General features: G+C 60.6%; 15 protein-coding genes and 1 pseudogene. 14 read left to right on the top strand and 2 right to left on the bottom strand.

The window, feature by feature from the left end; genetic code table 11:
* The first annotated feature begins 312 nt into the window (after positions 1-312).
* The 14 genes and pseudogenes from X738_RS72325 (at position 313) to X738_RS72270 (ending at position 11,775) form a co-directional block, all read left to right on the top strand.
* Positions 313-786 (top strand): chromate resistance protein ChrB domain-containing protein, encoded by a 474-nt coding sequence (locus X738_RS72325; protein ID WP_023802352.1) that lies wholly within the window; start codon positions 313-315, stop codon positions 784-786.
* Positions 787-789: 3 nt separating this feature from the next.
* On the top strand, positions 790-1,197 hold the full coding sequence (locus tag X738_RS72320; RefSeq protein ID WP_245277796.1) for a hypothetical protein: 408 nt from the start codon (positions 790-792) through the stop codon (positions 1,195-1,197).
* 54 nt (positions 1,198-1,251) lie between these two features.
* A complete protein-coding gene (locus X738_RS72315; RefSeq protein WP_023802350.1) occupies positions 1,252-2,145 on the top strand; it encodes a DUF1259 domain-containing protein in 894 nt (297 codons plus the stop codon).
* 45 nt (positions 2,146-2,190) lie between these two features.
* Positions 2,191-2,466, top strand: a complete 276-nt coding sequence (locus X738_RS89290) for an ATP-binding cassette domain-containing protein (protein ID WP_198032886.1) — start codon at positions 2,191-2,193, stop codon at positions 2,464-2,466.
* A 226-nt stretch (positions 2,467-2,692) separates the two neighbouring features.
* Positions 2,693-2,986 carry a hypothetical protein gene (locus tag X738_RS88785; RefSeq protein ID WP_023802348.1) on the top strand — a complete coding sequence of 98 codons (294 nt, stop codon included), beginning with the start codon at positions 2,693-2,695 and terminating at the stop codon, positions 2,984-2,986.
* A 58-nt stretch (positions 2,987-3,044) separates the two neighbouring features.
* Positions 3,045-4,169, top strand: a complete 1,125-nt coding sequence (locus X738_RS89285) for an ABC transporter permease subunit (RefSeq protein WP_441295559.1) — start codon at positions 3,045-3,047, stop codon at positions 4,167-4,169.
* A 332-nt stretch (positions 4,170-4,501) separates the two neighbouring features.
* Positions 4,502-5,176, top strand: coding sequence for a LamG domain-containing protein (locus tag X738_RS72300; RefSeq protein WP_245277795.1), 675 nt, complete (start codon positions 4,502-4,504; stop codon positions 5,174-5,176).
* A 217-nt stretch (positions 5,177-5,393) separates the two neighbouring features.
* Positions 5,394-6,137, top strand: coding sequence for a sulfite exporter TauE/SafE family protein (locus X738_RS72295; RefSeq protein WP_245277794.1), 744 nt, complete (start codon positions 5,394-5,396; stop codon positions 6,135-6,137).
* 174 nt (positions 6,138-6,311) lie between these two features.
* The gene (locus X738_RS72290) at positions 6,312-7,343 is read left to right on the top strand and encodes a sulfate ABC transporter substrate-binding protein (RefSeq protein WP_023802343.1); all 1,032 of its coding nucleotides are present in this window, start codon (positions 6,312-6,314) and stop codon (positions 7,341-7,343) included.
* A gap of 86 nt (positions 7,344-7,429) precedes the next feature.
* Complete coding sequence (cysT, locus tag X738_RS72285; RefSeq protein ID WP_023802342.1) at positions 7,430-8,254, top strand: sulfate ABC transporter permease subunit CysT; 825 nt, start codon at positions 7,430-7,432, stop codon at positions 8,252-8,254.
* Entirely contained in the window at positions 8,244-9,359 is a 1,116-nt protein-coding gene (locus tag X738_RS72280; RefSeq protein ID WP_023802341.1) for a sulfate ABC transporter permease, read from the top strand. Before cysT ends, X738_RS72280 begins: the two co-directional genes overlap by 11 nt.
* A complete protein-coding gene (locus X738_RS72275; RefSeq protein WP_023802340.1) occupies positions 9,356-10,504 on the top strand; it encodes a sulfate/molybdate ABC transporter ATP-binding protein in 1,149 nt (382 codons plus the stop codon). Before X738_RS72280 ends, X738_RS72275 begins: the two co-directional genes overlap by 4 nt.
* A 16-nt stretch (positions 10,505-10,520) precedes the next feature.
* Positions 10,521-10,645 (top strand): annotated as a pseudogene (locus X738_RS89280) (sulfate ABC transporter ATP-binding protein); the annotation flags it as partial.
* Positions 10,646-10,995: 350 nt separating this feature from the next.
* Positions 10,996-11,775 (top strand): phosphodiester glycosidase family protein, encoded by a 780-nt coding sequence (locus X738_RS72270; RefSeq protein WP_023802339.1) that lies wholly within the window; start codon positions 10,996-10,998, stop codon positions 11,773-11,775.
* Positions 11,776-11,914: 139 nt separating this feature from the next.
* Here the strand turns inward: X738_RS72270 and X738_RS72265 are convergent, their stop codons facing one another.
* Together X738_RS72265 and X738_RS72260 are read right to left on the bottom strand one after the other, a co-directional pair.
* Positions 11,915-12,742 carry a DUF3800 domain-containing protein gene (locus X738_RS72265; RefSeq protein ID WP_023802338.1) on the bottom strand — a complete coding sequence of 276 codons (828 nt, stop codon included), beginning with the start codon at positions 12,740-12,742 and terminating at the stop codon, positions 11,915-11,917.
* A gap of 75 nt (positions 12,743-12,817) precedes the next feature.
* Positions 12,818-13,210, bottom strand: coding sequence for a helix-turn-helix domain-containing protein (locus X738_RS72260; RefSeq protein WP_023802337.1), 393 nt, complete (start codon positions 13,208-13,210; stop codon positions 12,818-12,820).
* Positions 13,211-13,294: the final 84 nt, after the last annotated feature.

Genomic DNA, 13,294 nt, shown 5'->3' with positions numbered 1-13,294 from the left:
GGATCAGCGGCCAAACGCCGAGCAGGATAACCGCCAGCGCTGCGCCGATGTCCAGAACATGTCCCGTCTTGGCCCGCAAGATTTCGGTGCGCGCCATCAGATCTTCACCCGGAAAGGCCGGCTTGCTCGGCAGCTGACGGGCTGATGGATAAGGAGCAGCCAGCGCTGTTCCATTCGGTTCGCCATCACTCATAAATGAACCATATCACGGGAACAATAATATGTAACACTTGTATCATTCCTCATCCAGGCGTAGCGTTGTTGGTCTCGCAGCAGTAGGCCGCGCTGAGCAACCAAAAGGGAGACAAGGCCATGAGATGGGTTACCCGCGAACGTCCGGTCATCGACCGTATTGCTTGTCCCTGGCTGATCGCCCGCTTCATCGACAAGGAGCCAGAATTCCTGTTCGTGCCGCCGGATCGGGTGATCCCGGTTGCCCAGGAGACGGGCGCTACACCCTTTGACGTGCCCGGTGTCGAGTTCACGCATGTGGGTGACGGCTGCAGCTTCGATACCTTCGTCTCGAAATACGGCCTCGAGCGCGATCCGGCGATCGTGACGATCGCCTCGATCGTGCGCGGCGCCGACACCGATCGGCACGATTTGACGCCACAGTCGGCGGGGCTGCTTGCGATCTCGATGGGGCTCAGGGACGTCACGCCCGACGACCAGGAAGTGCTGAAACACGGCTTCGTCATCTACGACGCGCTCTATGCCTGGGCTTCGCGCCGCAAGGCGGAGACGCATAGCTGGCCACCTGCCATGAAACCTACGGCGGCGGCCTGAAAGATGATTACCCTCGAAAAAAACAGCCCGGGAACTGCTACGGTTGGTCGGCGGCTGATGGCCGCCATCGCCTTTGGCTTCAGCCTGATTGCTGTGAATGCCGCGGACGCGGCGGACACGTTCCGGCACCTCAAGGGCAAGGAGATCAAGGCCAAGTTCGCCGGCATGGATTTCACGGACGACGTTCATTGGGCGGATGCGTTCGGCCGCGACGGACGGATCGTGCGCTACGACATGGGCAAGAAGAACGCCGGCAAGTGGCGCGTCGAGAAGGGGCAGCTCTGCATTTCCGTTGAAGGCGAAGAGACCTGCTATCAGGTATGGATCTCAGATACCGCAGTACAGCTTCGTGACCCGGATGGGACGTTCTTCCTGGAGGGCGTGCTGCAGAAGCCCTCTGCACGCGACTAGCGTCTCGGATTGAAAGTCATTGGGCATATTGGGGCAGACCACAAGGAGAAATCCATGCGTGCAAAACTCATCACCGGCGCAATGCTGATAGCGATGTCGGCGCTTCTCCAACCGGCGTCAGCGGAACCCGATTGGCAAAGTGTCGCGCAGACACTTGGCAAATCCGGAACGGAAATGCCTGGCGGCGTTTACAGGGTGGGCTTGCCACGAACCGACCTGAAAGTATCGCTCGATGGGATATCCCTGAAGCCAGGCTTTGCGCTCGGAGGCTGGATCGCGTTCGAGCCAATGGTGAACCAGGCCATGGTCATGGGCGACATCGTTCTGACCCAGGACGAGGTGAACCCGGTCATGAAGAAGCTTGAAGAAGGCGGGATCGAGATCACTGCGGTTCACAACCACTTGCTGCGCGCAGAGCCGATGACGCTCTACATGCACCTCTTCGGCCAGGGTGATCCCGTAGCACTCGCCACAGCGCTTCATGCCGGCTTGGCTCTGACGAAGACGCCGATGGCTGCATCCGCCGGTTCGCAGGCGGCGGCCGCTTCGAAGATCGAGTTCGACACGGCGGGTGTCGACCAAGCTATTGGCTACAAAGGCAAGGCCAACGGCGCGGTCTACCAGTTCACTATACCGCGCGCAGAACCGGTCGAAGAAAATGGCATGGAGGTGCCGGCCGCCCTGGGCTCCGCCATAGCGATCAACTTCCAGTCGACTGGCGGCGGCAAAACGGCGATCACAGGTGACTTTGTGCTGACTGCCAAGGAGGTCAATCCGGTTATCAGGGCGTTGCAAGGCAACGGCATCGAGATCACGGCATTGCATAGCCACATGCTCGATGAGCAGCCGCGGCTCTTCTTCATGCATTTCTGGGCGAACGACGATGTGCAGAAGCTGGCGAAAGGACTGCGCGCAGCCCTCGACAAGGTCGCCGTCAAAAAGAGCTAGATTGGGCGTCCGCGCGCGCGTCCAACGGCGGAGTTCGGCCGGGCAATGCCCAATCGCACGCCGGGAGGGAATCAGCCGATGTTGATGCGAAGCCGGAAGCCTGACAAGGCGCAAATCGCAACATCGCCAGCGAGCGGAGTCGCCCTTCGGGTCGACGCCTTGACAAAGCGCTACGGCCCGCAAACAGCGTTGGCGGACGTTGCCTTCACGGTCGAAGCCGGCGAAGTTCTCGGTCTCATCGGACCGAACGGAGCCGGCAAAACCACGTTGTTCGAAGCAGTTGCCGGCGTTCTTCCCGCCGACTCGGGGACGATTTTCTAGCACGGCGCCCCTCTGCCACCCGCATTGCGCCGGAGATCGATCTTCTACCTCCCCGACGGCCTCCGGCCGTGGCGCGACCAGTATGTCGAACGGGTGCTCGCGTTCTTCGCCGGTGTTTACCGGACATCGGACCTCGACGTCGCGGACACAGTTAGGGCGGTCGGACTTGCACCGGTGCTGAACAAGCGGGTGCTTGCATTGTCCAAAGGGGTATGCCCGTCGACTGATGTTGGCGCTTGCCCTGATTACGCCGCATCCCCTGCTGCTGATGGACGAGCCCTTCGACGGCTTCGACTTGCGACAGACCCGCGAGATCATGGACGTGCTGCGCAAAGTTGCGGCGCAGGGGCGGAGCCTCGTCCTCGCCATACACCAGCTGCTCGATGCCGAGCGCATATGCGACCGTTTCGTCTTGCTCGCAGAAGGCCACGTGCGCGGCGTCGGGACCTTGGGCGACTTGCGGGAGCGTGCGGGGATCCTCTCCGGTGGGTTGGAGGAGGTTTTCCTTGCGCTCACCTGAGGCAGCGGTACCGCTCGACGCTCCCTTCGGCCCCTTGCTGGCCAAGGAGCTGCGGGAAATGGCGAGCGGCCGGCCGCTCTGGACAATGCTGCTGATGCTCTGCCCTCTCATCGGCTTCAGCTTCTTTCAGGCCGTGTCGCTCTACGGCGAAACGAGCGCTACTGCGCTCACCTCGCCTGGGCTCGCGAGCGCACTATCCCCGCTGGACGGCGTACTGGTTCCGACGTTCGGCGGCTTCTACGTCGCCGTTACGCTGCTGTTTCCCTTTGTTGCCATACCCGTGCTCGGCAACGAAAAGGAGTCCGGCGCCTTGCGGCTCCTGATCCAGCTGCCCTATCGACCGCCGACTTTGATTGGCGCCAAGCTGGTCGCCGTCTTCGCAGCTTGGCTCACTGCCAGTATCCCTGCGCTCTCAGCGCTCGCGATTTGGGAGTTCATGGGCGGACATCTGTTCGTCGCCGAGACCCTGAACCTTGTTCTCGGACATCTGCTCTATGGCCTGTTGGTCGGCGCCATCGCGTTATTCGCAGCTGCGCTTACCGAGAGCGCGGCAACCGCGGCGATTGTCACACTCGGCTTCACACTCGGATCGTGGGTCATCGACTTCGCGGCGGCCAGCCAACCCGACCTCCTTGGCTGGTCGTCGCGGCTATCGCTCACGCAAACGCTGCATACCTTTGAGCTCGGATTGTTATCGCTCAGTCTCGTCGTCGGGGTGCTTGCGGCGATTCTTGGATTTGCCGCACTCGCTGCCATCTGGCTCCCCATGGGTGCTACCGTGCGCATCAAGCTTGTCGGTTCGCTCATCTGCCTCGTGGCGACCTGTCTTGTGATGGTCGCGGCTACCCAGATCAGATGGTCGGCCGATGCGACCGAGGACCGACGGAACTCTTTCTCGCTTGCCGACCAACAGGCCCTGACGCAACTCAGCGAGCAGCTGACCGTCACCGTTCACCTGGCGCCCGAAGACCCCCGGTACGCCGATTTACGAACAAGCGTCCTATCGAAGNCAGACGTGTGCTCTTCCGATCTAGCTGACCGTCACCGTTCACCTGGCGCCCGAAGACCCCCGGTACGCCGATTTACGAACAAGCGTCCTATCGAAGCTCGAGCGGGTCATTCCACGGATTGTCATCCGTTTTGCAGGCGACCAGCAGAGTGTTGTCGACAGCGCAAGCGATGAGTCGTATGGCGAAGTCGAGTACAGCTATGGCGGCCGGTCGGCCGTCAGTCGATCGACCGGCACCCAGGAGGTACTGCCGCTCCTTTATGGGCTCGCAAATGTACCCCTGCCCGTGCCGGCGACCGGGGCCGGCGATTATCCCGGCTATCCGCTCGTCGCGGCTCCGTGGATCGCGCTTCCCTGGTTCCTTGGCGGCCTGCCGCTACTCATTGGAGTCGCCTGGTGGCGGAGCCGCAGGGCACCGGCCATCGCATACGCCTCAAGCCAGAAGGAGATCAGCCGTGAACATCTTACATAGCCTCAAGACAGTCGCCGCGGCAGGTGCCGGCTTGGTGGCCTTGCTGCTGCCAGCCTCGGCGGGCTCGCCGGACATCGTCAATTTTTCGGACGAGGAAGTTGGCGCAGATTCGAAGGCGATGCCCGGCGTGGTGGGCGTTTGGCGGATCGAAACAGAAGGCGACAATAAGGTGTTGGCCGTCGACGGGCGCCAATGGAAGGAGGGACAGACCTCCGCCGGTCTCGCCGACAAGGCACGGGCGCTCTATGGGGAGCGGTATGCCGAGTTTCTCGACCGCGTCCAAGCCTATGCATACTTCCCCTACGCAGTCTTTGAACGCATGCCAGATTTCCGCGACGGAGAGATCACCGTCCGGTTCGAGGGCATTTCCGGCCGCATTGATCAAGGTGCCGGGATATTGTTCAACCTGAAGCCTAACGGCGACTATCTCACGATTCGCGCCAACCCTCTGGAGAACAACCTTGTCTTGTGGAAGTTCGAAAAGGGGAAACGCTCGTCGGTGACCTGGGTCAAGAACACCCCAACCTCAACCCATGAATGGCACGACCTGAAGGTGCGCATCGCCGGCACCAAGGTCGAAGGCTATGTCGACGGCAAGCTCTACCTGCAGGACACGCTGCCTGAGCCGGTGACCGGGCGTGTTGGCTTGTGGTCGAAGGCCGACAGTCACGTGTATTTTGATGACTTCACCGTAACTCCGGCTGGTTAAGCGGTCCGCTTTCAACCAGCTTTCAAAGCTATCGGCGGTACGGTGCGCCGGAGTCCGGTCTTCCGGGCGCCCGCGTTTGGCCCGGTAACGGTGATTATTTCCATCGCAGACGAGACTCAAGGGGCGGGCCGGGCTTTTGCTAACCGACGCGTTCGGAACGATCAAAGGCCCGCTTCGTTCTGATCGGATGGACTGGATTAGACTAGGCCTCCTGGCGTTGGCGGGGTTCCTCACCTGGACGCTGAACACCCTCTCGGCCGGAGGCGGCGGTCTATTGCTGATCCCCGCCGTGACTTTCATCACAGGGAGCGCCGCGGTTGCGCCGGTCATCACCTTGACCGAGCTCATCGGCAATCCCATCCGCGCCCTGGCTTTTCGGCGCGACATCGATTGGAGCCTGGTCCGTTGGTACCTGCCCGGCGCCATCGCCGGCGCCGCGGCGGGCTCCTGGCTCTTCGCCAACAGTCGAGCGGAATGGCTCCAGATACTCATAGGGATCTATCTGATCAGTGCAGTCTGGGAATTTCGCGGCGGGGCGCGCGAGAGGAGCTACCGAGTTCGCCGCTGGTGGTTCCTCCCGGCCGGCCTGATCGTCGCGCTGTTGTCGGCGCTGATGGGCACGGTGGGACCCGTCCTGAATTCGCTCTATCTGAACTACGGTTCGGAGAAGGAGACGTTGGTCGCCACGAAATCCGTGAACTCGTTTGTGATCGATGTCGTCAAGGTCGCGGTTTTCACTGGACTCGGTGCGCTCGGTGGTCAGGCGGCCATGTACGGCGCAGCCGCGGGTTTGGGCGCTGCGCTTGCCAATCTGCTGGCCAAGCGCTGGCTCGAACGCCTGAGTGGACGACAGTTCCGCGGCCTTGTGGTCGCGCTCATGGCTGTGAGTGGAGCGCTGATGATCTGGAACCAGCACAGCGTCATTGTGCAGGCCTGGCGCGCGGCCACAGGAATGTCTTGACAATGTCGCTGTTGGCTGGAGCGTTGCGCATTACACCATGATGAGGCAAAAAAATTCCCTGAAATGTCCGCAGGAGGCGTAAATTTGCGCGCCGCCCGCGAAAAACGCAAAGGCCATTGCATCAATATTCTACAAAATTACTAGATTAAGATGGAATTCCAACGGAGGCAGACAATGACCCGACTTCGAACCAACGCAATTCTTGCCGGCATCCTGGTCGGCGCTGTCCAGCTCGGCGTCCCAGGCTTTTCAGTACCGGCTTCCGCCGCCGAGATCGAACTCCTGAACGTGTCCTATGATCCGACTAGGGAACTCTGGCGCGACATCAACGAGCATTTCATACCAATCTACGAGAAGTCGACTGGAGACACGCTGAGCATCAAGCAGTCGCACGGCGGTTCGAGCACTCAGGCCCGCGCTGTCATCGACGGCCTTGAAGCCGACGTGGTGACGCTGGCGTCCTTCCTCGACACGGATGCCGTCGCCAAAAGCGGGCTGATTAAGGAGGGATGGGTCGATCGCCTGCCCAATCGCTCTCTGCCCTACACCTCGACCATCGTCTTTGTCGTTCGCAAGGGAAATCCGAAAGGCATCAAGGACTGGCCGGACCTGGTGAAGCCCGGCATCGAGATCGTCACCCCCAATCCGAAGACCTCCGGAAACGGTTATCTGAGCTTCTTTAGTGCGTGGGGTTCGGTGGTCGTGCGCGGCGGCTCGCGCGATGATGCCGTGAAGTTTGTCACCCAGCTCTACCAGCAGGTTCCCGTTCTGGATTCGGGTGCCCGCGGCGCGACGACAACGTTCGTCCAGAAGGGAATCGGCGACGTGCACCTTGCGTGGGAAAACGAGGCGCATCTCGAGGTGGAGGAGGCGAAAGGCGCGTTGGAAATCATCAACCCGCCTGTCAGCATTCTGGCCGAGCCTTACGTCGCCGTGGTCGATGACGTTGTTGACCGGGCACCCGGTCACCGGGAAGCAGCGGAAGCGTACTTGAAGTACACCTACACTGACGAGGGTCAGGAAATCCTTGCAAAACATTTTTATCGGCCGACCAACGAGGCCATCCACAAAAAGTATATTGGAACGACCTTTGGCGAGATTAAGCGGTTTCCGATAACCGACATCGCGAAGGACTGGCCGGATGCCCACAAGCAGTTCATCGGCGAGGGCGGCGTATTCGACAACATCTACAAGCCGAAGTCCTGAAGACGACGAACTTGAATGTCATTGTACGCCCCGCGCCGGAAAACAGGCGCGGGGCCGAACTTTGAGAGAGATGGGTTGGCAAGGTCATGGCAAGTGCAAACAGGAAAGTCTTGCCCGGGTACTCGCTGACGCTGGGTTACACGGTTTTCTACCTTAGCGTCCTGGTACTCATTCCGATTACGGCGGTCTTTTTCAAGGCCGGGTCGCTGTCGTTCGAGGAGTTCTGGGGAGCGGTGTGGACGGAGCGGGCGCGCGCGGCATATCTGTTGACGTTCGGCGCAGCCTTCGTCGCGGCGCTGATCAATCTGGTTCTCGGCCTTCTTATCGCATGGGTGCTGGTCCGCTACGATTTTCCGGGCAAGAAAATCGTGGATTCGCTCGTCGACCTGCCCCTGGCGCTGCCGACGGCGGTGGCCGGATTGGTCTACTCGGCGCTCTATGTCGAGAATGGCTGGCTCGGGCAGTACCTGGTTCCCTGGGGAATTGAGGGGGCCTATTCGCGCTTCGCGATCGTCCTGGTTCTGGTCTTCGTAGGGCTTCCCTTCGTTGTGAGAACGGTGCAGCCGATCCTCGAAGACATCGATCCGGAATCGGAGGAAGCCTCGGCCTCCCTGGGCGCCACGCGCCTGCAGAGTTTCCTGGATGTCATCCTCCCCAGCCTTTATCCCGCGCTTATCACGGGTTTTGCGCTGGCTTTCGCGCGCGGCGTGGGGGAATACGGCTCGGTCGTATTCGTGTCGGGAAACAAGCCGTATGAAACGGAAATCGCAGCGATCCTGATCGTGGCGCGCCTGGAGGAATTCGCCTATGGTGAAGCCACGGCGATTGCCGTCGTGCTGCTGGTCATTTCGTTCGCCATGCTGGTGATCATCAACATGCTGGAGCGTTGGAGCATGCGCCATGAGCGCTGAAGCCGTATTGCCAAGGCCGGGAGCAACGGCTACTCCGGCTAACATTCGCCGCGCGCAGCAGGACCCGGCCTGGGTCAGGTGGCTTCTAACGGGAGCCGCCCTTGCCATCGTCATCGTTCTGATCGTCATTCCGGTCACAAACATTTTCGTGCAAGCCCTCAGCGAGGGGGTGGTGACCTACTGGCGCAATCTGTTCGACGATCCGGACACGCGGCACTCGATCGTTCTGACGTTGATCGTGGCCCCGATTGCGCTGGTCGCCAACACGGTGTTTGGCGTCGCGGCGGCCTGGGCGATCGCCAAGTTCAATTTCCGCGGCCGCACGCTGCTGACCGCCCTCATCGACTTGCCCTTTGCGGTGTCGCCGGTCGTGGCGGGGCTGATGTTCGTGCTGATCTTCGGGCGTCAGGGATATCTTGGGCCGTTCCTGAGGGCGGACGGCTACTCGATAATGCCGTATCTGATTTCGGCCCTCGCCGTCGGCATCTTCATTCTGCTGTTTTACATCTTGAGGCCGCTGAGCCCCAAGGCGCGTCGCGGGCTGTGGAACCATCCCTATCTGGTGCTGCTGCTCGGCAGCGCCATCATCTTTGGCGTGCTGTTCTACCTTCAGGTCTATTTCGAGGTTTGGCCGCGCAATCAGAGCCTCAAGATCATCTTCGCCCTCCCCGGACTGGTTCTGGCCACGGCGTTCATCACCTTCCCGTTCGTCGCGCGCGAGCTGATCCCCGTGATGGAGGCCGTGGGCGTCGAGGAGGAACTGGCGGCGGTCAGTCTGGGAGCCAGCGGATGGCAGCTTTTCTGGCACATCACGGTGCCCAACATTAAGTGGGGACTGATCTACGGCGTCATCCTGTGCAATGCTCGCGCTATGGGAGAGTTCGGAGCCGTCTATGTGGTCTCTGGCCACATAGCGGGACAGACGGATACAATGCCGCTCCGTATCGAGAAGCTGTTTCAGGAGTATAATCTCCCCGGATCGTTCGCGGTTGCATCCTTGCTCACCCTCGTCGCGATCATCACACTGATCGCCAAGGTTCAGCTTGACCGGAGGGCTCCGAATGCAGCCAGTGTCCCGGCCCGGACAAATGGAGTTAAACCATGAGCATCTTGATCAAGGACGTTTCGAAGACGTTCGGGAACTACCGCGCGCTCGACAACGTCAGCCTTGAGGTGCCCGACGGGAACCTGGTCGCCTTGCTCGGCCCGTCCGGTTCGGGAAAGACTACCCTGCTGCGGATCATCGCCGGCCTCGAAGTCGCCGACTCTGGCACCGTGCTGCAACAGGACGAAGACATCACCAACTATTCCGCCCGTGATCGCAAGGTTGGTTTCGTCTTCCAGCACTACGCGCTGTTTCGCCATATGACGGTGGCGCAGAATGTCGGCTATGGCCTGAGGGTCCGCAAGACGCCCAAGCCGCAGATCCGCGAGCGCGTCGATGAGCTCATGAAGCTGATCCGCCTGGAAGGGTTGCAGGATCGCTACCCCAGCCAGTTGTCCGGCGGTCAACGCCAGCGTGTCGCCTTGGCGCGGGCACTTGCGGCCCAGCCCAAGGTTCTGTTGCTGGACGAGCCCTTCGGTGCGCTCGACGCCAAGGTACGTCAGGAACTTCGAAAGTGGCTGCGCAAGCTGCACGAAGAAATCCATGTGACGAGCCTCTTCGTCACACACGATCAGGAGGAAGCCTTCGAGCTTGCCGATCGTGTCGTGGTGATGAATCAGGCGCGCATCGAGCAGATCGGTACGCCGGACGAGATCTATGAGAACCCGGCCACCCCGTTCGTCTACAGTTTCCTTGGCAATGTGAACCTGTTCCATGGCCGAATTCGTCGTGGACGTTTGCGCCTGGGCGAGACCGAACTCTTTGTTCCTGAGCATGTCGCCGTGAAGGATGCGCCGGCGGTTGCATATGTCAGGCCTCACGAGGTCAAGGTGCGCGAGCAAGCCGGCGAAGGTGCCAATATCGCCGCGACTATTCAGCGCGTGAATTCCGCGGGACCGTTGGTGCAACTCGAACTGACTCGTAACGACGATGGCAGCCCATTAACTGCCCAGTTGAGCAAGGAGGAAAGCACCCAGCTTTCCCTGGAGCCGGGGGTGCAGGTGTATGTCGAACTGAAGAACGTGCGCGTCTTCCCAGAGGACAAGTCGAATCAGGGTGGCGGCCACGAGATTGCTCCCGACGTTTCGGACGCCGGAGACGCCCCACCGCTTTGTGCCGTGAAGGATTTGGCGGCTGCGTCCTGACCGAGTGACGCTCCGGCGAACGGGTGCGACACGGCCGCCTGCGGCCGAAATCAGGAAGCAGGCGATCGAGTTGCTCGATCTCGTCGATCTGGACTGGAGAAACGCTACCCGGCGCAGTTTTCCAGCGCGCAGCGCTGGCGCGCGCCATAGCGATCAAGCCCACGGGAGCGATTTCAGGTCCTCTGCAGCGTCAGCGAACGCGTGGTACCAGGTGCGGAGATGACGGTGTCGTTCCCGCCAGACGCTGTATAGATATTTCCCGCGCAGGACGAGTATATCGCTGGCATCGCTTAGGGTAGGGTTTCGCCCTCTCCCGCAAACGACCCCAGCCTTGAGCGCCACGAATGGTTACGGCGCAGCACCGACCAACGTATTGAAGGCGTGTCAACGCTGTCGAGGATAGCCTGCTGCCATCGAAGGATTCGCCGATCATTTTTGGCGGAGATCATTTCACGTACTGTCTTTCTCGCTGCCTCCGAGACTTGTTGACGATGGTATTCTACCCCAAACACCTCGCTCCGATCCCGCGTCTCTTACTCGTCACCTCCTTCGCAGCCGCGCAACCTGTCTTGGCCCAACCGTGCGAGGAGCAAACGTTCGAAGAGGCAAAATTCATCGTATGCACCGCGACACCGGGGCATGACGACCTTCGATTGTTTTGGAAAGATGCCCATGGCGACCCCTATCGTCGCTTCCCGGCCATAGCCAAGACAGTCGCCAACGAAGGACGAACGCTGGTATTCGCGATGAACGCCGGCATGTATCTAACCGACTTCTCGCCGATTGGACTCTATGTCGAGAACGGCCAGGAACTGCGGCCCGCCAGCACGAAGACAATGGATGGCCCGCCTGGAAAGGTGCCCAACTTCTACAAGAAGCCGAATGGCGTGTTCTTTCTGAATGACGCCGATGCCGGGATCCTGCCGACGACCGACTATCTGAAGCGTCGACCAAAGGCGCGGTTTGCCACCCAGTCCGGCCCGATGCTCGTGATCAAAAACAAGCTGAATCCCATCTTCATTGCCGGATCGAGCGATCGAACGCGTCGAAGCGGCGTCGGAGTCTGCGACGGTGGGCTAGTCAACTTCCCGATAAGCGAGGACGCCGTGAACTTTCATAACTTCGCGCGCCTGTTTCGCGACCACCTCAGTTGTCCCAATGCGCTGTTTCTGGATGGCGGCAATGGCGTGGGCATCTACGAGCCTCACTTGGGCCGTAGCGACATGTCATGGCATGGCGGATTTGGCCCCGTCTTCGGTCTTGTAGAATAATGGCGATGGGCGCGACGCCAGCCTCGCCTACGCTGAGCCAGCATCTCAACAGCAAGTCTTGAAAACAGAGGTCAACCACACCATAATACCAGTGTGAGCAACGCTCCGGGGTTGGCGCCAAGCGCCAGCCGACACTTTCTCAAAGGCTCGGTTCGTCCGGGCCTTTGTCGTTTATGCGCTCGAAGCAGCTGTACTTAATGCCAAGGCTCGCGCGCTCGTTCGGATCGAGCAAGGCGTCGATCAACCGCTTGTTCTCCATCAGGGATACGTAGGGTCGGTAGATCGGATCGTAGCCACCTTTGGCCATAGGATACAGAACCAGGTCCGCAATCTGAATCATCGGGGTGGCCTTGGTCCTGCCTCGCGGCTCGCCTCTGACAATGTCCCGGAACTCTGCCGCGCTCAGCGACTGATAGGACGCGGAATTGTTTTCGTCGAAAGGCATCCCGTCCTTCTTCAGCGAGCGAGCAAAGGCGATCAGTTCGTTGTCCTCGACCCTGCCAGCGCGTTCGAAAAATACGCGCAGCTTTCGGCCGCGGCTTCGCGCGAATTTGGCGGCACGCTCGATCAGGATGCAGTAGGCAGTCTTGCTCATCAACCAGAGCCGGTCCCTGTACCGGGAAACATAGCCCGGCCGGTCGATTACTGCCGCTATGCCGACGATCGGCAGGTCCACGAGGAACCGCTCCAGATCGGAGAGAAATGCGAATGCCGCTTCGGGACGTTTCAACCAGCCGAAATCGCCGCGCCCGCCCCGGATTGCCCAAGAATGCAGCGGGTAGTTGATATGGTGGCTATTGCAGAAGGCCTTGTATCTGGCGAAAAGCTCGTCGACGTCTTCCTCATTGATGAGGATTCCGCCGAACGCGAAACAATCCATCTCGTCACGACGCTTCACCAGCGGCTCCCTGTCTGGGTCGCGGCTCCCAGTGTCATCGATGTAAAGATGGATTTCGGGATCTGCCATTTGGGATGTTCGCTGGTGTCGAATCGGAATGCGCCAGACGCAGCGCCTCTGTATAGCCGACGATGCGCTGCGCGCCTAAACGATCCCCCAGGCCCGGAAACTTCCCCGGCCTGTCAGCTCGCGCAAGCTGAATGCGCCGATAAGATCGAGCGCGCCCTGCCGGGACACTTTCAACGCCGCCTGTACCATGCTGGTGGAAACCATCGGCCGGGAAAGCACAAGATCCATCAGGACGGGCAGCTTCGAGCTGGAGCGGCGGCCGCGCAGCACGCGCTCCATCCGCTCTCTGGCGAGCAGCAGGCGATCATGCTCCTTCAGCCCGGCGACGGCCGCCTCGCGGATCGCATCGATGAATGCGGCCACCCGCTCGGTGCGGGCGCGCGACCGCCGGCGCTCACGTGGAATCTTCTGGGCGCCGAGATGCAGGCAAGCGAGATGGTTGGCGGTGACGCCCTCTTCTCGAAGCATCGCGCCAACCAGGCCTAATCGATGGGGTGGACGCCCCCTAACGGCATCACAATGTGCCAAGGTAGCGGTGTCGAAACGTTGCTA

Source organism: Mesorhizobium sp. L48C026A00 (assembly GCF_000502375.1).
In the GTDB taxonomy this organism is placed as follows: domain Bacteria; phylum Pseudomonadota; class Alphaproteobacteria; order Rhizobiales; family Rhizobiaceae; genus Mesorhizobium; species Mesorhizobium muleiense.
The sequence above is the reverse complement of the archived record's forward strand: the minus strand, read 5'-3'. Positions and strand labels throughout refer to the sequence as shown.